Source organism: Lactobacillus sp. ESL0785, from assembly GCF_029395455.1.
Lineage (GTDB): Bacteria > Bacillota > Bacilli > Lactobacillales > Lactobacillaceae > Lactobacillus.
In genome coordinates this window covers 243814-263792 of sequence record NZ_CP113916.1, presented here as the reverse complement: position 1 = coordinate 263792, position 19979 = coordinate 243814, and the positions used below count along the sequence as shown (strand labels likewise).

The following is a 19979-nucleotide window of genomic DNA, read 5'->3' as shown; positions in this document are numbered from 1 at the left end:
TTTAATCTACCTCATTTAAAATATGGTTCATTTCGTGCTTTTTGGTACTCAGATATTGTCTGTTTTCCTCAGTGAGACCAACTTCCATCGGAATACGTTCAACTACTTTAACGCCAAAGTTTTCCAGCTGTTCTACTTTATCTGGATTGTTAGTCATTAATTTAACTTCTGTGATGCCTTTTTGGCGTAAAATTTCGCCAGCAACATTATAACGTCTTGCATCAACTGGCAATCCTAATTGCTGGTTAGCTTCTACCGTGTTCATGCCTTCATCCTGCAACTTATATGCGCGTAATTTATTTTCAAGACCAATTCCACGGCCTTCTTGACGCAAGTATAAGACCGCACCTGAACCATTTTCTTCAATTTTAGTCAACGCTTCTGCTAATTGAGCGCCACAATCACAACGTTTGGAACCAAAAACATCTCCAGTTAAACATTCACTGTGCAGCCGCAGTAAAAGTGGTTCTCCTGCTTTAACTTCACCCTTACTAATTAGCAGTGTTGGTTGCTTTTCCGGATGTTTATTATCTTTAAAGCCTTCAAGTTGAAAATGACCATATTTAGTTGGAAAATCCACTTTAGTAACGGATGCAATTGCCAAATCTTTATTCTCTTGCCGTTTACGATATTCAATTAATTCTTCAATTGTTAAGTAAGGAATGCCTATTCCTTCTGCTAATGCCTTCAAGTCCTTACGCCGGGCCATCGTGCCGTCTTTTTTAATGCATTCACAGATAAAGCCAACTGGCGCAACCCCAGCTAAGCGTGCTAAGTCTAATGCTGCTTCAGTATGACCAGTTCGCTCTAAAACGCCACCTTCTTTAGCAACTAATGGGAAAACGTGGCCGGGATGATAAAAGTCTGCCCATTGACTATCTGGATTTGCCAACTTTTTAATTGTCTTAGCCCGATCAAAAGCAGAGATACCTGTTGTCGTCTCGATTGAATCAACACTCATCGTAAAGGCGGTGCCAAAAGTATCATTTGAACCTGTTTCAAGTGGGCTCAGCTGCAAACGGTCAGCGTACGCCTTACTCATTGGCACACATAACAACCCACGCGCTTTGGTAATCATTGTGTTAACCATTTGCGGTGTTACTTTTTCCGCTAAGCCAATCATATCGCCTTCAGATTCACGCTGCGGTGAATCTGCCACAATAACCAAGCCGCCATTTCTCATATGGTCAAGAATTTTGGCCATTTTTTCGTTTAATTCGTCCTTCATTTTTATCCTCCTAAAATTCTTTTTTCCAAGCCTGAATTTGCTTAACTGCATAACGACCAATCATATCAACCTCGATGTTAACGTGATCGCCAACTTGGCAATTAGCTAACGTAGTATTCGCAATCGTAAATGGAATTAGGCTAACACCAAAGACATCATTTTCTGCCATTGTAACTGTCAAACTAATGCCATCAATTGCAATTGAACCCTTTTCAACAATATATGGATCATACTTGTGGGGCACCTGGAAACGTAATTCGATGGAATTTTCTGTTTCAGTACGCTTAATTAATTCCGCTGTTGTATCAACATGTCCAGCAACAATATGACCATCAAGCGTGCCATTTGTACTAACAGATGGTTCCAAATTAACTAAACTGCCTTTGATTAGCTTACCTAAATTTGTCCGCTTCATCGTTTCGGGCATGACATCAACAGTAAACTCATCATTCTTCCATTCAGTTACCGTCAAACAAATACCGTTGACCGCAATACTTGCTCCAAGTGGCAGATTTTTTTGTGCCATTTTCGCTGAAGTAATCCCTAACTTCGCGTGCTTTTCTGTAATATCTAAACGCGTAATTTTGCCTGTACCCTGAATTATTCCTGTAAACATTTATTTTCTCCTTGCACAAATACGCACATCTTGACCTAATTGGTGGACATCAAGAAGTTGATACTGCTGTTTTTTAGTTAAAGCCGCACCAACAGCTGCTGGTAAGCCGGCACCACCTAATACTTGTGGAGCGATATAAGTAATAATTTTATCTGCTAAATCAGCGGCAATAAATTCGGCTTGAATTTGACTACCACCTTCAACTAGCAATGACTGAATTTCTCGCTGCGCTAGCAAGTCCACAATTTTTTCTGGTGTCCATTTTTCAGCTGTCAGGCATTCAACGTTTTCGCCTAACTTTTTGGCTAACGGCCGCTCACTCAAAAGCAAAATCTGACCTGGCAATTGGAATAATTGCTTAGTAAAATCAAGTTGATTGACATCCCGCGTGACAACAATCCTAATTGGCGGAATTGGCAAATTTTTAATTCTAACTGTTAGCTGCGGATCATCAATACGTAAGGTATTAGCCCCAATTAAAATTGCTTGCTGATTGCAGCGCAACTTTTGCACATCAATTTGGGCCTTGTCACCCGTCAAAAGTGTCCGGCTTTGCCCGGCTTCATTAATTTTGCCGTCAAGCGACATTGCATACTTGAGTGTCACAAACGGACGCTTTTTTTGATAGAAAAAGTTATAACGTTCATATAACTGGTCCACACCACCGATTACCGCAGTTTCAAGGCCGTACTCTTCTAAATATTGCATTCCTTTACCGCCAACAACTTGATGCGGATCAACTTGACCAACAACCACACGTTTAATACCTGCAGCCACGACCTTTTGACAGCACGGAGGCTGCTTACCGTAATGACTGCACGGCTCTAACGTTACATACAAGGTCGCTTCTTCTGCCAATTTCGGATCAGCTAAATGTGACAAGGTGTTAATTTCTGCGTGTTCTTTACCATATTGGTGGTGATAACCAGTTGCTAAGACTTGTCCGTCTTTAACCAAAACCGCGCCAACAAGCGGATTAGTCCAAGTCATTCCTTGCGCTTTTAATGCTTCATGGACCGCCATTTGCATATAATCTGTATCCTGCACTATTTTCACTTCCTAAATATCAAAAAAAGACCCCGTTGATTATTTCAACGAGGTCCAATTATTAACCAAATATGATTTCCGCAGTCTAAACTGACGCGAGTCAAATATTAGCTTAATTTATTCTTCTCCCATCCAGACTTTAACTGTCGGTGCTAGACTCACACTAGCTCCACCGCGATGTACGCGGGTCACGGACTTCAACCTTCTTTAAGTTGTCACCGTCGGTCAGGAATTACACCCTGCCCCGAAGAAACCGTATTCAATTACTCTGATAATACACTAAACGATAATAGTGAAATTGTCAATCACTTTTATAGAATCGCTTACATTATTTTCCTAAAAAAGAAGAGTCTGTCTTCCTAGGCTCTTCTTTTAAATTTTAATATAAATATTTCTTTGTTACTTCTTTAGGATCCATGCCCGACCGGATTTTCAACGACAATTCAATCGCCACGTCAGCAATAATCGATTGCGGATCAATTACATTATACGGATGATCTGGCGCTTTTTCCTGAGCTAGCGATAATTCTGTACAACCAAGTAAAATCACATTACAGCCATACTTATCATGCATTAGTTGCAAAATATGGTGGTATAGCTCACGATTGACTACACCCTTTTCCTTGATATTGGCATAAATTAGTTCGGTCACTAACGGCTGAATTTCTGGACCACCAAGCTCAACTTGTCGTCCAACTGCTTGAATTTCATCAGCATACAAGTGATCGTAAATCGAACCTTCAGTAGCAATTAACCCAATTTTAGCTTCATCCGGATATTGCTCAATAAACTGATGCACGGCAATGCGCATCATATGCAAAAAAGGAATATCTGTTAACTTAGCCAAATCATCATAAAAATAATGAGCAGTATTACATGGCATAACAAAAAAGTCAGGCTTTAACTTTGCTTGGCCTAATACATCAGCACGCAAATCAACCAAACAATTAGGTTGAGTATGATCCTTGATATACGCTGTTCGATCAGGAATTTGCGCATCATTCACTAGAATATAATTTAAATAATCTTGATCTTTGGTAATTTTTACCCGGTGATTCAGTAGCCGCACATAACTTTCAGTGGCAATTGTTCCCATGCCACCAATAATACTAAAAAAGTGCTTCATTTTTTTACTCTTTTACTTATTAAAATGTTCTTTTTGACCTTCTAATTCGTCAATTACTCGTTGAGCAACAACAATATCAGATGGATACGGCGTATCAACTCCGCGTACTTTTTGGAAACCATCAGCACCCTTGCCGCAAATTAACACAACATCACCAGTGTGAGCCATGCTAATTGCCTCATGAATTGCTTTCATTCGGTCTAACTCAATTGTAACTTCAACCTTAGTATGATCAATACCAGCATTAATCTCTTGTGCAATATCATTAGGATCTTCAAACCCCGGATCGTCAGCTGTCAAAAAGGCCTTGTCTGCATAAGCATTCAAACTTTGACTAAAACCCGGTCTGCGTGATACACCCTTATCACCTGGAGCACCAACTACCACAATAATTTTTGGATTATTAAATTCACGTTGCATAAAGCCCATTAAAGCCATCATCGATGCCTTGTTATGAGCATAATCAACTACCACAAGACCATGGTCTTGCGTCACTTCTGTTTGCATTCTGCCGGGAACAGTTACCGTGCTAATTCCCTTAGCAGCAGCAGTATAATCCATTCCAGCCAGACCTGCACCGATAATTGCAGCTGTTCCGTTTGATTCGTTAAAATCACCCAGCATTTTTAACTTGTAATCGCCAGCGATTTTTAACGCTTTTGCCTTGTCACTAGCACACAAAACTTGAAATCTTGTTTCTGCCAAATCACTCTCTTCAGACGAATAGCGAAAATCAATTGGCTGTTTCAGATTAGGATTAGAAAATTTTTCATCAGCAAATAAATAAATACTGTCTGGATCAGTGGTCGTTGTTGCCGCCGCATAAATTTCAGCAAAATGGTCACTTTGAGCATTAATAATACACTTACGCGCATTAACCATCAGCTGCAATTTGCAATGCAAATAGTCCGCAAAGTTAGGATGTTCATTAGGACCAATATGATCTGGCGTAATATTGAGGAAAAAGCCCAAGTCATAAGTTAAACCGAAAACCCGATTCTTTTTATAAGCTTGACTAGAAACTTCCATTACCAAGTGCGTCATCCCATTATCAACGGCACGACGCATATCCCGGAATAAATCCAATGATTCAGGTGTTGTTAAACTCGACTTAAAACTATCTTCAGGCTTAGTACCAACGACATCATTAACTGAAGAAATAAGTGCCGTTCTACCACCATTAATTTGGTCCAGCATCCCCTTTAAGAAATATGCCGTAGTCGTCTTACCCTTGGTGCCGGTAATGGCCACAACAAATAAATCATCTTGTGGAAAGCGGAAAAAGGCTGCCGACAATAAGGCCATTGCCTTAGAAACGTCGCGCACAATTAGCGCATGCATTCCTTTGCCTTCTGGATAAGGCTGCTCGGCAACATAACAATTAGCGCCGTTATCCTTAGCCATTGATAAGTAAGTCGGTCGAAAGCCTACACCCTTGCAAAAAAACAAGGTATTTGTTTGAATGTCGCGTGAATCATAGGAAACATACTCCATCTTGGTTGCAACCGTGTCCTGAACAGCACTTGACTTTAGTAAGTGATGTTCTTTTAAAATTAAAATACAGGTATTTAAGGAAATACTCATTCTATGCCCCTCTGTTTTTTTATCTCAGTCAAAATTATAACACAGCTAGCTGCTGATTTTTGCATTCTTTGGGTTTAATGGCAATTGAATGATAAACCGTGTCCAATGATCATCAGACTCACAACGGATCTTGCCATGGTGCAAATCAATAATACTCTTGGTAATTGACAAGCCTAAGCCCGTCCCACCAGTCTTAGTATTGCGTGAAGTTTCTACTCGATAAAAACGTTCAAAAATCTTTTTTAGTGAGGCCTGAGGAATTTTAGCACCATTATTTTCAACTCGTAACTCAACTTCAGTATCATTAACTAAATTCGCAATGAGCTTAATTTGTGTTGCTCCTGTGCCATATTTTAAGGCGTTCGTAATTAAATTGTTATAAACGCGAACCAATTTTTCTGGATCGGCTTGAATTGTTAAATTCTGTGGCCGTACTTCAATTTTAAATTCAACGTTTTTTTCTTGAGCCTCAAATTCAAATCCAGCCTCAACTTGCTCCAACATTGAAAAAATATGCAGTGGTGACAAATTAAGTTTAATATTAGTTGATTTTAGAGTTGTATATTCCAGTAAGTCATGTGCTAATGATTTCATTTGTTCTGCTTTTGTATAAGCAATATTCAAATACTTCTGCTGGTCTTCCGGATTAGAAACGCCAGTTTTCAATAAACCTAAATAACCAATAATTGACGTTAACGGCGTACGAATATCATGCGAAACATTACTGATTAATTCATCCTTGGATTGTTCAATTGCCTTTTCTTCATTAATTGCGCTGACCGTACTAGCAACCAACGAGTTAATCGAATCGATTACTTTCTGTAAATCAGTCTTAACCTTAAAGGAAATATAATGATCAAAATGCCCTTGAGCAATATAATGCAACTCCGAAATCACGTGCCGCAATTGCATTTGATGATAACGACGAATTAGCCGCCAATATAGCACAATTAGATCAGCTAACCCCATAATCATGAGCAGAATATTCTGCCACGACCAGATAAGATGTCCGCCATAAAAAGTAATTGTTTTCTTTAAGAAGTAAATACCATTAATTAAATTTTTGTTTTGTAAAATTGTCAGATTAATTAAGATAATAATTGACAAATTAAGCAATAACAACAAAACGACGGTAATTACACCTTCCGCAAATAATTCGCTCTTTTCCGTGGCAGTTAACTTAACACGTTCTTTTTTCATTTAGTTAAGCCTCAACTTTGTAGCCGACACCCCAAACAGTCTGAATAACATCTTCACCGCCAGTTGCTTTTTGAATTTTATCGCGCAAATGTGACACATGAACCATCACAGTCTTAGCTGAAACAATTGACTCTTGTTGCCAAACACGCTCAAAAATCTCATCAGCTGAAAAAACCCGGTTAGGATGACTGGCAAGCAAATATAAAATGCCAAACTCAAGTGCCGTTAATTGAATATCCTTGCCATCAATCGTTTTCACTTCATGAGAGTCCCGGTTAATCACTAATGGTCCTACTTCCAAAACATCAGGTTTTTCATCCTTAACCTGCTTTTGACTACGGCGCAAAAGTGAACGCACCCGAGCCATTACTTCTAGCGGGTTAAACGGTTTGGAAACATAATCGTCAGCACCAGTAATCAGACCTTGAATTTTATCCATATCACCGGTTTTAGCCGAAACAATAATAATTGGAATATCGGAATCCTTACGTACTTCTTTAATCACATCAATCCCGCTCATATTTGGCATCATGACATCCAAAATCATCAAAGCAATATCCGGCGTTGTTGTCAAACGTGTAATGGCTTCTTTACCACTATATGCCGCAATGGGTGTGTAGCCCTCATTTTTTAAGTAAATGCTCAATAATTCAACAATTTCTTTATCGTCATCAACAACTAAAATTTTCATCGGGCGAATTCCTCCCTTTTCGTTCATTTAATTTCTATTAGTCATAGTGTAACAGAACCTATGACTAATATTTTAATCATTTTTCGCGGTTAAACATACTAATCAGGCATAATTTTATCTTTTTATTAAAAAAGAGCTGAGAAGCTCTCAACTCTTTTATAAAATTATTCGATTTCCTTCTTACCAGTGTATAACTCGTAATAGTAGCCCTTTTCCTTAAGCAATTTATCATGATTACCAGCTTCAATAATATGACCATGATCAAGCACTAAAATCAAATCTGAATTAACAATTGTGGATAACCGGTGCGCAATAACGAAACTTGTCCGGCCAGCTAATAAGTTATCCATTCCGGCCTGAACCAATTTTTCAGTTTGCGTATCAATACTAGAAGTAGCTTCATCCAAAATCATTACTGGCTCATCAGCAATCATTGCCCGTGCGATACTGAGCAGTTGCATCTGTCCTTGAGACAAATCGCCACCGTTACCATCAATTACCGTCTTGTAACCTTCATCTAAATGATGAATAAACTCATCAGCATGTGATAAACGAGCTGCTTGATAAACATCATCATCACTAGCCTCTGGATTACCAAAACGAATATTGTCCATAATAGTTCCAGTAAACATGTGCGTATCTTGCAACACAATCGAAAGTGACCTTCTTAAGTCATCCTTTTTAATCCGTGTAATTGGAATACCATCATAAGTAATTGTTCCAGACGCAATTTCATAAAAACGATTAATCATGTTTGAAATTGTCGTCTTACCAGCACCTGTTTCACCAACTAAGGCAACCTTCATTCCCGGCTTCGCATCAATGGAAATATTGTACAAAATTTGCTTATTAGGTGAATAGCTAAAGTTAACATCATCAAACACAATGTGACCCTTAACTGTGACCCGTTTAACAGAACCATCTTTTTGCGGCACATTCCAGTACCATGTTCCCTTGACATCTTCATCCTTAGAAATCGTGACGTCGCCATTATCGACTTCAACTGCTTGATCTTCCAAATTAAAGATTCTTTCGGCACCAGCTAAAGCCATCACAATCGAATTAAGCTGTTGTGATATTTGCGCAATTGGCATTGCGAATTGCTTAGATAGCTGTAAGAAAGCACCAATTACCCCAAGTGACAACGGTGCAATTCGATTAATCGCTACAGCTCCACCAAGAACCGCAATTAAAACATACAGCAAATTCCCAATGTTACCCATGATTGGGAACAAAACTGTGGCGTAAGTATTCGCCTTACCAGAAGCTTCTTTTAGACTTTCATTATATTGATCAAAGTCTGCTTCAATTTGTGGCTCATGACTGAAGACCTTGATAACCTTTAAACCGTTCAACATTTCTTCATTATAACCATTAACTTGCCCCAACTCCTTTTGCTGAAGTTGGAAAAAGTGTGAAGAACGAACCGTTAAGAACCGGACAACTCCAATTGATAGCGCAAAAATAATCAACGTAAAGATTGTTAATTGCCAACTTAAACTGATCATTGCTGCTAACACAAAAATCAAATTCAATGCCGAGTTCATAAACTGCGGAATTGATTGTGAAATCATCTGCATCAAAGTATCAATATCGTTAGTATACCGACTCATGATGTCACCATAATCGTTTTGGTCGAAATATGAAATCGGTAATTGCTCCATATGCGCAAACATTTCGTTACGGACTCTGTACTGCGTCTTTTGCGCTAACACAGCCATCAACATTGCAAAAAGATAATTAGAAATAAAACCGATGGCATAAACGCCAAACATAATCTCAATCGCATGTAACAACGGCATAAAATTAGGCTGTGCTTCTTTAGTCAACGGAATAATGTAATCATTAATTAACCGTTCAATAAATAATGAACCTAAGACATTAGCACCAGCTGCTAAAACAATTGCAATTGTTGATGTAATCAACATCCACGGGCTAGTTGTTGCAACCAACTTAAGCAAACGCCACAAAGTAGTGGAGCGTTTCGCGTAACTTTTTGCTTCTTTATTTTCTACTGCTTTATCCAAATCGCTCACCTACTTCTTTTGCTCTTCTTGGAACTTCGCAATTGAACTATAAAGTTCATTTGTCTTCATCAGTTCATCATGAGTTCCAATATCTTGGATTTTACCTTCATCCATAACCACAATTCGGTCGGCATCCTTAATCGAAACAATTCTTTGTGAAATAATAATTTTAGTCGTTTCTGGCATATCCTTGGTCAAAGACTCTCGAATTTCCCGTTCAGTTTGAGTATCAACAGCAGACGTTGAATCATCGAGAATCAAAATCTTTGGCTTCTTTAAAAGCGCCCGCGCAATAGTAATTCTTTGCTTTTGCCCACCAGACACGTTGGTTCCACCTTGTTCAACCATTGTGTCATACTTATCAGGCATTTCTTGAATAAAATCATCAGCATGCGCAACTTTAGCTGCCTTCAAGATTTCTTCATCAGTGGCGTTTTCATTACCCCACTTTAAATTCTCTTTAATGGTGCCAGAAAACAATACATTATTTTGCAAAACCATAGCAACATTATCACGCAAAGTCTTCAAATCATAGGATTTAACATTATGACCTGATACCCTTACAGCACCAGAATCTGTATCATAAAGCCGCGGAATCATTGCAACCAGTGTTGATTTAGATGAACCGGTTTTACCAATCATTCCGATGGTTTCACCCGGTTTGATATGCAAATTAATATTACTTAAAGCCAAGGCCTTATCGTCTTGATCATACTTGAAATTAACATGATCAAAAATAACTTCCCCATTGTTAATATGCTTAAGTGGCTTATGTGGATTCTCAATTGATGGCTTTTCATTAATAACGTCAGCAATTCTGCGGCCACTGGCACCAGAAATAACCAATTGAGTAAAAATCATTGCCAAAATATTTAAACTGTTTAAAACAGAGTTAGAATATGAAAACATTGAAATCAATTGCCCGGTTTGTAAACTACCGCCAACAATTTCTTTTGCACCAAACCAACAAATAGCTAAGTTAGAAATGTTTAAAACTGCTATTACGATTAATGAGTTTAATGACATAATCTTTTGTGCAGTTGAGAACAGTTTATAAATGAAACCCGAGGACTTCTTAAATTCAGCTGTTTGTGGCTTTTCTTGAACATAGGTTTTAACTTCGCGAATACCACGAATGTTTTCCCGAACAACCTGATTCATCCGGTCATAGCCCCTAAAGATTTTCGGGAAGTACGGATATACACTTCTAATAATTATTGCCAGCAACAAGACAAAGATCGGAGCAATTACAACGAAAATTAGTGACAGACGCGGACTAATAATTACGGACATAATTACGGAAACAATCAGCATCATTGGTGCTCTAACCGCAATTCTGATAAGCATTTGATAAGCCATCTGAATATTGTTTACATCAGTTGTCATCCGCGTTACCAAACTGGCACTAGAAAACTTATCAATATTCTCAAACGAATAATCTTGAACATGATAAAACATGTCCTTACGCAAATTAGCAGCAAAACCAGAAGCGGCATGAGCCGATACATAACTAGCACTAGCACCTAAAACCAGCGAAATAATCGTCAAAACAAGAAGGATCATACCCCATTTAGTGATATATGCCATATTCCCCTTCATAATCCCGTTATCGATTAAAATACCGACTAAATACGGAATTAACATTTCAATGATAACTTCACCAGTAACAAATAATGGCGACAGTAAAGACAGTTTCTTATACTGCCTAATTGATTTACGCAGTGTGTTAATCATTAAATACCTCTTTCTCTAAGTTACTATAAATATATTTTCATTCACGCAAAAAGCTTCAAAAAAGGATAAACAGACTTAACTGCCTGCTTATCCTTTTTAACATTTGATAGTTTAGTATAGACCTTTTAACACTAAAAAGCACACTATTTGTTTTTTGGCGCTGGTGTAAAGACTGAACCAATAATTTGATAATGCCGTCTGAAAAGCCAACGAATTCCATATGCCACAATGGCAATAATAATATTGGCTGTACCAGACAAGACAGGGTTAATAACGCGTAAAGCCGGAATTGAGAGGATCCAAATTAGGACAAAAAGTACAACTAGCATGGCAACCATTCCTAAAATCAACTTAGTCCACGGAATTTTCTTATTTTTACTACCACTTGGCAATACCCATTCATTATACTTGGTCATAAAGACACCCATTGTTGCCCCAACAATTAACAGTGTTAAAATTCCCATTTGAGAATTATATTTTTGCTCATTTGAGAATAAACCAATAACACCAAACAGACCAACAAAAATTGCAATATAAACTAGTGCACCATCAACTGCTGATTGCCAAAAAGGTACATCAGCTGCAGTCTTCTTCTTTGGCTTGAGCATATCAGCTGCCTTTAATTTTGGTGACAGATTGTAATATGTACTGGCTGGCTGACCATGGTGTTGGGCAATAACTAATTGCGGCAATAATTCATCCACTTTAGCAGCAGCTTCTGCTTGACTCATCTTACCTTGTACTGCCAACTCTTTTTGCAACCGAAAAATATAGTCAGCATTCTTATTACTTAACTCCCCACGTAATTCTTCTGGGGACAGTTGCTTTAATTGATCATCTTTATTTTGACTTTCAATCTTATCCTTTAGTTTTTCCTGCTTATTAGTATCAATTTTTGCTTGTACTTCTTTTTTTTCTTCTGCCATTATTTTATCCTAAACATTAAATCTAAATTCAATAATGTCACCGTCTTGAACTTCATAATCCTTGCCTTCAAGACGCAACTTACCTGCTTCTTTAACCTTTTGCATTGTTTCAAATTGGTCCAAATCTGCATACGACACAACTTCAGCCCGAATAAAGCCCCTTTCAAAGTCTGAATGAATGACACCGGCAACTTGTGGTGCTTTCATCCCTTCATGGAATGTCCACGCCCGTGTTTCTGGGCCACCAGCTGTGAAGAAGGTCCGTAAGCCTAAAATATGATAAGCAGCCCGAATTAAACGATCAAGTCCAGATTCAGTTACACCTTCAGCTTCCAAGAATTCCGCCTTTTCGTCATCATCAAGACCGGCAATCTCTTCTTCAGTAGCTGCAGAAATGCCCAAGCATTCTGCATTTTCACTAACCGCATGCTTTTTAACAATTTGATAAAACTGATCGCTCTCTGGATCAGCCATTGAGTCCTCTGCAATATTAGCAACATAAATAACAGGCTTATCTGTTAACAAGAAGAAACCTTTAACAATTTTAGCTTCATCTTCAGTAAAATCAATCGACCGTACTGCCTTACCTTCTTCTAAAACCGGCTTAATCTTTTGTAAGACAGCATATTCAGCCTTAGCCTCCTTATCATTTTGCTGAGCAATTTTCTTTACCTTGTTAATCCGCCGATTAACAGCATCAAGATCAGCAATTGCCAATTCTAAATTGATCGTATTAATGTCTTCTTCGGGATCAACTTTACCAGTAACTGAGGTAATATTGTCGTCTTCAAACGCCCGCACAACGTGAATAATCGCATCTGTTTGCCGAATATTTTCTAGGAATTTATTACCTAGACCTTCACCTTTAGAAGCACCTTTAACTAATCCAGCAATATCAGTAAATTCAAAAGTTGTGTGCACAATCTTCTTAGCAGGAATTAATTCCTGAATCCGTGCCAACCGTTTGTCTGGCACTTCAACCATACCTACATTAGGTTCAATTGTCGCAAACGGGTAATTAGCCATTTCGGCTCCAGCTTTAGTAATCGCATTAAACAAGGTTGACTTACCAACATTTGGCAAGCCGACAATTCCAGCAGTTAATGACATTTTTATCCTCTTTTTCTTTTTAAATTATTACTTACTCTTCGTTAAAATCTGGTCTTAGAATTTCATCCTCAGGGACATAAAACTCTTTTTTATGATTAACCGGATCATTTGCCTTTGTCAAAATCTTTTTCAAATTATGAGTGAACTTACCACGCGGCATTAATACCACATGGCCACATCCCATGCACTTAAGTCTAATATCAGCACCTAAACGTAAAACTTCCCAATCGTTAGTCTTACAAGCATGTGGCTTTTTCATTTGCACAGTCTCGCCCAAATTATAAACAATTTCTTTATTCATCAAGATCAACACCTAGCACATCAAGAATACGGTTTAATTCATCAACTGAACTAAAACCAATTGACAAGTGACCTTTACCCTTTTTACTTTCAGAAATATTGACACTTGAGCCTAATTTATCAGCAAGTTGATGTTCACTCGCACGAATAAACGCTGACTTTTGCACCGCCTGTTTGCTTGATTTTTTAGCATTTATTCGAGCAACTAAAGCCTCAACTTTACGTACCGGCATACCTTCTTTGACAACCCGCTTAGCAACTTCGTCAATCTTATCCTTATTCTTCAAGCCAAGTAATGTCCGCGCTTGTCCCATCGAGAGTTTGCCATGTTGAAGCAAATGTTTCGTCTTAGTAGGTAAAGTTAATAACCGCAAATAATTAGCAATATACGGCCGTGACTTACCCATCCGCTTGGAAACTTCTTCTTGCGTTAAGCCTAAATTCTTCTGCAGCATTTCGTAAGCCTGAGCCTCTTCAAGCGGCGTCAAATCCTCACGCTGCAAGTTTTCTAAGACCGCAACTTCCATCATTTGACTTTCATCAAAATCACGCACAATTGCAGGTACAGTTGTCTTTTTAGCTAATTTTGAAGCCCGATACCGCCGCTCACCTGCGATAATTTCGTAGCCATTAACTGACTTACGCACAATAATCGGTTGAAAAACACCATTTTCCTTAATTGAGTCCGATAATTCCTTCAAGGCTTTATCATCAAAATTTTTCCGTGGTTGGTAGGGATTGGGGCGAATTTCACTTAAATCAAGATCAAGGATTTCTTCTTCTACTTCCTCAACCTGTGGTTCATCCTCAAACAAGGCTTCAATACCACGACCAAGGCCACCTTTTCTCTTCGCTTCTTTACTTTTTGAGTCTCTTGCCATGATTCTTTAACACCTCTTTTGCCAAATCATCGTATACTTCTGCTCCCCGCGAGCTAGGTGCATATTCTGTAATTGCCTCACCATAGCTTGGCGCTTCTGCCAACTTAGTAATCCGCGGAATAATCGTCTTGTATACTTTGTCAGTAAAGTAAGATTGTACTTCTTTGACCACTTCTGCACCCAGATTTGTCCGCGCATCTAGCATTGTCATCAGGACACCTTCGACACCTAAATCTTTGTTAAAGTGCTTCTGCACTAACCGAATTGTGTTAAGCAGCTGGCTTAACCCTTCCATAGCATAATATTCACTTTGCACAGGAATTAAAATTGAATCCGAGGCTGTAAAAGCGTTAATCGATAACTGACCAAGAGATGGTGGACAGTCAATAAAAATAAAATCATAGTTACCACTTACAGTGTCCAAAGCCGCTTTTAGTCGTGTTTCACGAGCCATCATACTAATCAACTCTGTTTCGGCACCAGACAAGTTAATCGTTGCCGGTACCAAATCTAGCCGCTTAGTTGAAGTATGGAAAATCGTATCTTTAATCGGAACATCATTAATCAAAACACTATAAATATCTTCATCAATTTCCGATTTTTCAATTCCTAAGCCCGAGGTTGCATTACCTTGCGGGTCAATATCGACAATTAAAACGTGATAGCCACGTTCTGCAATCGAAGCAGCCAAATTAATGGTTGTAGTTGTTTTACCAACGCCACCTTTTTGGTTAGCAACAGAAATTACACTCACCATATTTTCCATGCCTTCCTACTTTCTTTTCAATTCAATTGTAATCATATAATCGTTAGGATCATTATTTTCCTTGACCTTTACCTTAATGCCAGATTCCTTAGCCAACTTAACTGCCCGCTTAATTGTATTAATCTGCACCTTTAAGTCCTTAGGAATCCGGTTGACAGCGCGCTTAGTTCGTTCACTTTTTTCTTTATCTTTAGCGCGTTTGTCCTTATTGATAAAGTAGTCGTCGACGTCTTTAACAATTTCTTCGGTTGCATTAACGTTTAAATTATTAGCTAAAATTTCATCCAAAACGCGACCCTGATCTTTTTCACTTAAACCAACAAGGCAACGGCCGTGACGTGATGAAATCTGCCCACTTGCCAAATAACTTTGCACTTTAGGCGTTAATTTAAGCAGCCGCAATTTATTCGCGATATAAGACTGCGATTTGCCAATATTTTTAGCTAAAGCCGTCTGCGTTAAATTATTCAACTTCATCAAATTATCATAAGCTTGCGCTTCATCAATTGGATTTAAGTCTTCGCGTTGCAAATTTTCAATTAAAGCAAAGGACGCCGCTTGACCATCATCCATATTATTAACAATTGCCGGAATGGTTTTCCAAGCCAGCTGCTTAGCTGCCCGATACCGCCGCTCACCTGCAATAATCTCATAATTCTCGCCTTTTTCACGCACGACGATTGGCTGCAGTAAGCCATCTTTATCAAGTGTTGATGCTAACTCACGAATTGACTCATCAGAAAATTCGCGGCGTGGTTGATGAGAATTGGCTTTAATCTTGGTTAAGTCAAGATCCTTAATTTGCTTATCTTTAGGAACTTCATCATGATGTCGTAAAGAAGAAAAAATTGACATATTGAGTCCTCCTGCTTAATGAATTGGTTTACGGTGCGGAGTCCCCGCTTGCCGCGGATACTTCTTAGGTGTCACCTGTACTTTGTGCACAAGAATTAAAGTCCGCTCTTCAGTACTATTTGGCAGTTGCAGTTCTTGTAAGTCAACTACCTTACCACCAAGCAGTTTTACCGCTTTTTTCGCATCCTTTAACTCACTTTCAGCCTTGGGACCCTTTAACGCAATAAAATAGCCTTGCTTCTTAACTAGCGGCAGACAATATTCGCTTAGAACCGCCATATTGGCCACTGCTCGCGCCGTAACTAGATCAAACTGCTCACGGTACTGCTTATTTTGACCAACATCTTCAGCGCGGCCATGAACTAAATTAACGCCTTCCAGATTTAATTTTTCACATAAATCTTGTAAAAAGGTTAATCTTTTGCCTAGCGAGTCAACAATTGTTACTTGCAGCTGTGGCATCAAAATCTTAAGTGGAATTGATGGAAAACCAGCTCCGGCCCCAACATCACATAAAGTTGCATCTGCCTTAAAAACGCTACTAAAAACAAATAACGGCGTAATACTATCGAAGAAATGCTTTAAATAAACATCATCTTCAGCAGTAATCCGCGTCAGATTAACATGTTCGTTTGCCGCAACTAAACTAGTAAAATAAAGTTTAAATTGTTTGATTTGCTTTTCACTTAACTTAAAATTATGTTTTGATAATTCTTGGACAAATTGTTCAGGATTCATTTTTCACCCGTGAAACCTTGTTTCACACTCTATAAATTTAACGCCAAAAACAGCTTATTGTAAAGCCATTACATCTCTTTAATTATGAAGTATTTTTAGGCAATCGTCAAAGTCTAAATGCGCAAAAATAAGCTATAATAGACAGCAAAGGAGATCAATATGATTGTTACTTTAATTGTCATCGCCTACTTGGCCCTAAAAACCTACAAAGGTTACCAAACAGGTTTTACCAAACTGATTATTAATTTAATCTTTGCAGCGATTGTTTTCATCGTTGCCATTTTATTCCAGAATCCAGTAGGTAACTGGCTTTATGGCCAAATTACCGGACAAAATATTCAGACAACCTTAACTCCAGGAACTAATTTAATTCTTTTTCGCTTTATTGCTTTCTTTATTTTGTTATTTGTTGGCAAAATGATCAGCAAGCTTTTTAAAGGTTGGCTGCCAAATAAAAATCCCCATGCAACCAATTTTGGCAGTATCCTTGACGGTGTCTTAGGTGCTATCGTATCATTTGTTGCCAGTTACTTTTTCGTTTATATTATTCTCTCAATGCTTAACACATTGCAGAATCCATGGTTCATCCAGCAAACTTTGGATTCATCATTCTTACGGTTCATTATTTATTACACACCGGGATTATCCAATGGTATGTTCAATAGCATCTTTAGTATCAGCCGGACTACTGCTTAATTTTAACTAATAAAAAGCTCTTAACGTTATCTTGTTAAGAGCTCTTTTTTATTATCTAACCTACTTTTTACTATGATATCTGCTCAAGTAATACATTCCGCTAAACAAAATTACTAACAAGCTAATACCGCCAATAACTGCCAACCACAACCAATTTTTAAACTTTGATTTTGGCTGAACCTGTTCTCCTGTAGCGTGAGCTACTTTTGCGTCAATCCGCAAGTGACGTTTAAATTTCCAATGACGTTTACCCGATTTAACTGTTACCAGCAGTTGATAATTGCCACTTGGCACATTTTTATCAAGTAAAATGTGCTGATTAAAATAACTTAGTGGTGCCATTGCCATGTTTCTTCTATTTTGCTCAAAGACAGTTTCTTGAGTCAACGGATCAATCAGCTTTACTTTGAAATATAGTTGTCCAAACATCGTTGGTGTTACATTGGCAATTCGCGCTACGATAAAGGCATTAGCATATTTAACTTCAGTTGTTGCCTTTTCTAAAGTCAACTTGGCATGAATTATTTGGTTACTTTCCCGCAATACTACCGGAATGGCATAAGCATAAACATTCTGATAGTCAATTGCCAGATTTTCTTTTGCACTATTCTTATCAGTCCGCTTCATCGCTACTTGTAAAACATAAAAGCCACCTGCAATTACACCCACAAACTTCTTTTTGGGGATTGTAATCGTATAAGTCTTGATTACACTAGTTTCGGGATGAAGAACGATTTGCTTAGGTCCAGTAGTCATTTTAGCAAAATCATTTTTACCGAAATAACGTTGTCCAGGATTAGTAAGATTATACTGTACTAGACCATTATCACCAGTAAAAGCCGGATTGGCAGCAACTTTGAGGCGCTGCATTTTAGAACTATTATTGGCAAAAATCAATTTAACATGGATTATCTCTCGAGGCTTAACCTTGCGCTCAATATAAGTAGTATCATTGCCTGCAACTTTAACAGAAAAACTTGCTGCGGCTTTGACAGATTGCTTGCCTCCAAACAAGCAACATAGCAATATAAGCAGCATGAATAAACTGAAAAGCCGAGGCTTTTGGTTGGCAGTAATCTTCATGATTACTTAGCTGATTGAGTTGCTAAAGCTGCAGCCCCATTTAAAGTCCAAGTTATTGTACCAGCATAACCGCCAACAAATACCGGGTTATTTTTCGCTAATATAATCGAAGTATTGTTCCCTGTTAAAGAAATCACAGTGATGCCCTCAGTATTACTGCTGTTAGTTGTACTATCATTAGCTGCAGCATGAACAGTACTGATTGAAGACACACACCATGCAGCTAATATCGGTATTACAGCAATTGAAATTATTTTCTTTTTCATAAATATTCCTTTCTTAACTTCATACTAAGGTATGCATATTATAACTTCATTTTAAATACCTGTAAGTGATTTTAGCAATTTTAATGCCTATTTTGTTAAGAATATATAATGTTTTTAGCTAAATTAATGCATGCAAAAAGGAACTGGATTGCAGTTCCCCCTAAATTTATTTATCAAAATTATCATATTCAACATGACCATCATTATATACAAAGATTGCACCAATACGATCAGGATCATCGTGCCAGCCCTTAAGTGGGTGTCCCGCAAAAAATAGTCGCTTACACTCAATTTCTGCTTCAACTGAATCCTTGGTAAAAGTTGTTACACCCGCTAAATCCGTTTCTACTGGATAACCCGTCCGTGGGTCAATTAGATGATGATACTTATGACCATCAACTACTAAATAACGTTCATACGTACCACTTGTCACTGCTGAACACTTAGAAACCATTACAGAAGTAATATTATTACCGCGTTTTTTCTTAGGGTCTTGCACCCCAACTGACCACTGACCACTTATCCTTTTAGGTGAATCACCTACCAGCAAAATGTTTCCACCAAGATTAATAATTCCAGCATTAACACCATATGCATGCCAAAAATCACGAATTCTGTCGGCAATCCAGCCTTTAGCAATTCCACCAAGATCCAGTTCCATTCCTTCTTCAGTTAAAAAAACTGCCTGATTATCATCATCGAGTTCAACATTAAACGGATCAATTAACTTCATTTTTTCTTTAATCTGGGCAGCAGTAGGCACATGTGCATCCTTAAAGCCAATCGACCACAACTTAACAACTGGTCCAATTAAGGCGTTAAAGCCAAAATTAGCTCGACTCTCTTTAACCGCCAGCTTAATTAGGCTATAAGTACCGCTCGAAACTTGGACTGAATGTTTGCCAGCGGCATGATTAACCGACATCACTTCAGATACGTCACGGTTAACAGTCAACAAATCTTCATAGTGATCAATTAAGTCAAAAGACTTATTAATAATATCATTATCTTGTGTTCCAAAAATTTGCAAGGTAATTGCCGTCCCTAAAGCATGGTGATGGCCAACTGCCTGTTCTAATGCTAAATCATCAATCATTTTCTGTCC

The 19979-nt window shown here is 38.2% G+C and carries 20 protein-coding genes and 1 riboswitch; of the genes, 1 reads left to right on the top strand and 19 read right to left on the bottom strand.

The window, feature by feature from the left end:
- Window position 1 precedes the first annotated feature (1 nt).
- The 16 genes from ribA to rsmG all read right to left on the bottom strand — a co-directional run bounded on the left by ribA (window position 2) and on the right by rsmG (window position 16829).
- Window positions 2-1228: a GTP cyclohydrolase II gene (ribA, locus tag OZY43_RS01340; RefSeq protein ID WP_277165250.1), complete on the bottom strand. Its 1227-nt coding sequence runs from the start codon at window positions 1226-1228 to the stop codon at window positions 2-4.
- Window positions 1229-1238: 10 nt separating this feature from the next.
- Window positions 1239-1844 carry a riboflavin synthase gene (ribE, locus tag OZY43_RS01335; protein WP_277165248.1) on the bottom strand — a complete coding sequence of 202 codons (606 nt, stop codon included), beginning with the start codon at window positions 1842-1844 and terminating at the stop codon, window positions 1239-1241.
- On the bottom strand, window positions 1845-2891 hold the full coding sequence (ribD, locus tag OZY43_RS01330) for a bifunctional diaminohydroxyphosphoribosylaminopyrimidine deaminase/5-amino-6-(5-phosphoribosylamino)uracil reductase RibD (RefSeq protein ID WP_277165247.1): 1047 nt from the start codon (window positions 2889-2891) through the stop codon (window positions 1845-1847).
- A 116-nt stretch (window positions 2892-3007) separates the two neighbouring features.
- A riboswitch (FMN riboswitch) is annotated at window positions 3008-3147 on the bottom strand.
- 123 nt (window positions 3148-3270) lie between these two features.
- Window positions 3271-4017: an amino acid racemase gene (locus OZY43_RS01325; protein WP_277165246.1), complete on the bottom strand. Its 747-nt coding sequence runs from the start codon at window positions 4015-4017 to the stop codon at window positions 3271-3273.
- A 12-nt stretch (window positions 4018-4029) separates the two neighbouring features.
- Window positions 4030-5601: a UDP-N-acetylmuramoyl-L-alanyl-D-glutamate--2,6-diaminopimelate ligase gene (locus OZY43_RS01320; RefSeq protein ID WP_277165245.1), complete on the bottom strand. Its 1572-nt coding sequence runs from the start codon at window positions 5599-5601 to the stop codon at window positions 4030-4032.
- 45 nt (window positions 5602-5646) lie between these two features.
- Entirely contained in the window at window positions 5647-6801 is a 1155-nt protein-coding gene (locus tag OZY43_RS01315; RefSeq protein WP_277165244.1) for a HAMP domain-containing sensor histidine kinase, read from the bottom strand.
- Between the two features lie 4 nt (window positions 6802-6805).
- Window positions 6806-7492 (bottom strand): response regulator transcription factor, encoded by a 687-nt coding sequence (locus OZY43_RS01310; protein WP_277165243.1) that lies wholly within the window; start codon window positions 7490-7492, stop codon window positions 6806-6808.
- A 164-nt stretch (window positions 7493-7656) separates the two neighbouring features.
- On the bottom strand, window positions 7657-9519 hold the full coding sequence (locus tag OZY43_RS01305) for an ABC transporter ATP-binding protein (RefSeq protein ID WP_277165242.1): 1863 nt from the start codon (window positions 9517-9519) through the stop codon (window positions 7657-7659).
- A 9-nt stretch (window positions 9520-9528) separates the two neighbouring features.
- Window positions 9529-11253: an ABC transporter ATP-binding protein gene (locus OZY43_RS01300; RefSeq protein WP_277165241.1), complete on the bottom strand. Its 1725-nt coding sequence runs from the start codon at window positions 11251-11253 to the stop codon at window positions 9529-9531.
- Between the two features lie 143 nt (window positions 11254-11396).
- The gene (locus OZY43_RS01295; protein ID WP_277165239.1) at window positions 11397-12179 is read right to left on the bottom strand and encodes a DUF1129 family protein; all 783 of its coding nucleotides are present in this window, start codon (window positions 12177-12179) and stop codon (window positions 11397-11399) included.
- A 9-nt stretch (window positions 12180-12188) separates the two neighbouring features.
- Window positions 12189-13289, bottom strand: coding sequence for a redox-regulated ATPase YchF (gene ychF, locus OZY43_RS01290; RefSeq protein ID WP_277165237.1), 1101 nt, complete (start codon window positions 13287-13289; stop codon window positions 12189-12191).
- Between the two features lie 31 nt (window positions 13290-13320).
- A complete protein-coding gene (locus OZY43_RS01285) occupies window positions 13321-13590 on the bottom strand; it encodes a DUF951 domain-containing protein (protein ID WP_277165235.1) in 270 nt (89 codons plus the stop codon).
- Window positions 13583-14470, bottom strand: coding sequence for a ParB/RepB/Spo0J family partition protein (locus OZY43_RS01280; RefSeq protein WP_277165233.1), 888 nt, complete (start codon window positions 14468-14470; stop codon window positions 13583-13585). Before OZY43_RS01280 ends, OZY43_RS01285 begins: the two co-directional genes overlap by 8 nt.
- The gene (locus OZY43_RS01275) at window positions 14448-15227 is read right to left on the bottom strand and encodes an AAA family ATPase (RefSeq protein ID WP_277166305.1); all 780 of its coding nucleotides are present in this window, start codon (window positions 15225-15227) and stop codon (window positions 14448-14450) included. Before OZY43_RS01275 ends, OZY43_RS01280 begins: the two co-directional genes overlap by 23 nt.
- 15 nt (window positions 15228-15242) lie before the next feature.
- Complete coding sequence (gene noc, locus OZY43_RS01270; protein WP_277165231.1) at window positions 15243-16091, bottom strand: nucleoid occlusion protein; 849 nt, start codon at window positions 16089-16091, stop codon at window positions 15243-15245.
- Window positions 16092-16106: 15 nt separating this feature from the next.
- Window positions 16107-16829, bottom strand: a complete 723-nt coding sequence (gene rsmG / locus OZY43_RS01265; protein WP_277165229.1) for a 16S rRNA (guanine(527)-N(7))-methyltransferase RsmG — start codon at window positions 16827-16829, stop codon at window positions 16107-16109.
- A gap of 159 nt (window positions 16830-16988) precedes the next feature.
- Here rsmG and OZY43_RS01260 point away from each other — a divergent pair, with 159 nt between their 5' ends.
- On the top strand, window positions 16989-17525 hold the full coding sequence (locus tag OZY43_RS01260; protein ID WP_277165227.1) for a CvpA family protein: 537 nt from the start codon (window positions 16989-16991) through the stop codon (window positions 17523-17525).
- Between the two features lie 60 nt (window positions 17526-17585).
- Here OZY43_RS01260 and OZY43_RS01255 read toward each other — a convergent pair whose 3' ends face one another.
- The 3 genes from OZY43_RS01255 to OZY43_RS01245 all read right to left on the bottom strand — a co-directional run bounded on the left by OZY43_RS01255 (window position 17586) and on the right by OZY43_RS01245 (window position 19970).
- Window positions 17586-18539, bottom strand: coding sequence for a DUF3324 domain-containing protein (locus OZY43_RS01255; RefSeq protein WP_277165225.1), 954 nt, complete (start codon window positions 18537-18539; stop codon window positions 17586-17588).
- 71 nt (window positions 18540-18610) lie between these two features.
- Window positions 18611-18874: a hypothetical protein gene (locus OZY43_RS01250; protein ID WP_277165223.1), complete on the bottom strand. Its 264-nt coding sequence runs from the start codon at window positions 18872-18874 to the stop codon at window positions 18611-18613.
- 166 nt (window positions 18875-19040) lie between these two features.
- Window positions 19041-19970 carry an FAD:protein FMN transferase gene (locus tag OZY43_RS01245; protein ID WP_277165221.1) on the bottom strand — a complete coding sequence of 310 codons (930 nt, stop codon included), beginning with the start codon at window positions 19968-19970 and terminating at the stop codon, window positions 19041-19043.
- Window positions 19971-19979 lie beyond the last annotated feature (9 nt).

What these genes read in the sequence shown, in the direction of transcription:
- OZY43_RS01275 (WP_277166305.1), bottom strand. Translation starts at nt 15,227, where the DNA reads ATGGTGAGTGTAATTTCTGTTGCTAACCAAAAAGGTGGCGTTGGTAAA.
- ribE (WP_277165248.1), bottom strand. Translation starts at nt 1,844, where the DNA reads ATGTTTACAGGAATAATTCAGGGTACAGGCAAAATTACGCGTTTAGAT.
- noc (WP_277165231.1), bottom strand. Translation starts at nt 16,091, where the DNA reads ATGTCAATTTTTTCTTCTTTACGACATCATGATGAAGTTCCTAAAGAT.
- OZY43_RS01300 (WP_277165241.1), bottom strand. Translation starts at nt 11,253, where the DNA reads ATGATTAACACACTGCGTAAATCAATTAGGCAGTATAAGAAACTGTCT.
- OZY43_RS01250 (WP_277165223.1), bottom strand. Translation starts at nt 18,874, where the DNA reads ATGAAAAAGAAAATAATTTCAATTGCTGTAATACCGATATTAGCTGCA.
- ychF (WP_277165237.1), bottom strand. Translation starts at nt 13,289, where the DNA reads ATGTCATTAACTGCTGGAATTGTCGGCTTGCCAAATGTTGGTAAGTCA.
- rsmG (WP_277165229.1), bottom strand. Translation starts at nt 16,829, where the DNA reads ATGAATCCTGAACAATTTGTCCAAGAATTATCAAAACATAATTTTAAG.
- OZY43_RS01310 (WP_277165243.1), bottom strand. Translation starts at nt 7,492, where the DNA reads ATGAAAATTTTAGTTGTTGATGACGATAAAGAAATTGTTGAATTATTG.
- OZY43_RS01280 (WP_277165233.1), bottom strand. Translation starts at nt 14,470, where the DNA reads ATGGCAAGAGACTCAAAAAGTAAAGAAGCGAAGAGAAAAGGTGGCCTT.
- OZY43_RS01295 (WP_277165239.1), bottom strand. Translation starts at nt 12,179, where the DNA reads ATGGCAGAAGAAAAAAAAGAAGTACAAGCAAAAATTGATACTAATAAG.
- OZY43_RS01325 (WP_277165246.1), bottom strand. Translation starts at nt 4,017, where the DNA reads ATGAAGCACTTTTTTAGTATTATTGGTGGCATGGGAACAATTGCCACT.
- OZY43_RS01245 (WP_277165221.1), bottom strand. Translation starts at nt 19,970, where the DNA reads ATGATTGATGATTTAGCATTAGAACAGGCAGTTGGCCATCACCATGCT.
- OZY43_RS01315 (WP_277165244.1), bottom strand. Translation starts at nt 6,801, where the DNA reads ATGAAAAAAGAACGTGTTAAGTTAACTGCCACGGAAAAGAGCGAATTA.
- OZY43_RS01285 (WP_277165235.1), bottom strand. Translation starts at nt 13,590, where the DNA reads ATGAATAAAGAAATTGTTTATAATTTGGGCGAGACTGTGCAAATGAAA.
- ribA (WP_277165250.1), bottom strand. Translation starts at nt 1,228, where the DNA reads ATGAAGGACGAATTAAACGAAAAAATGGCCAAAATTCTTGACCATATG.
- OZY43_RS01260 (WP_277165227.1), top strand. Translation starts at nt 16,989, where the DNA reads ATGATTGTTACTTTAATTGTCATCGCCTACTTGGCCCTAAAAACCTAC.
- OZY43_RS01320 (WP_277165245.1), bottom strand. Translation starts at nt 5,601, where the DNA reads ATGAGTATTTCCTTAAATACCTGTATTTTAATTTTAAAAGAACATCAC.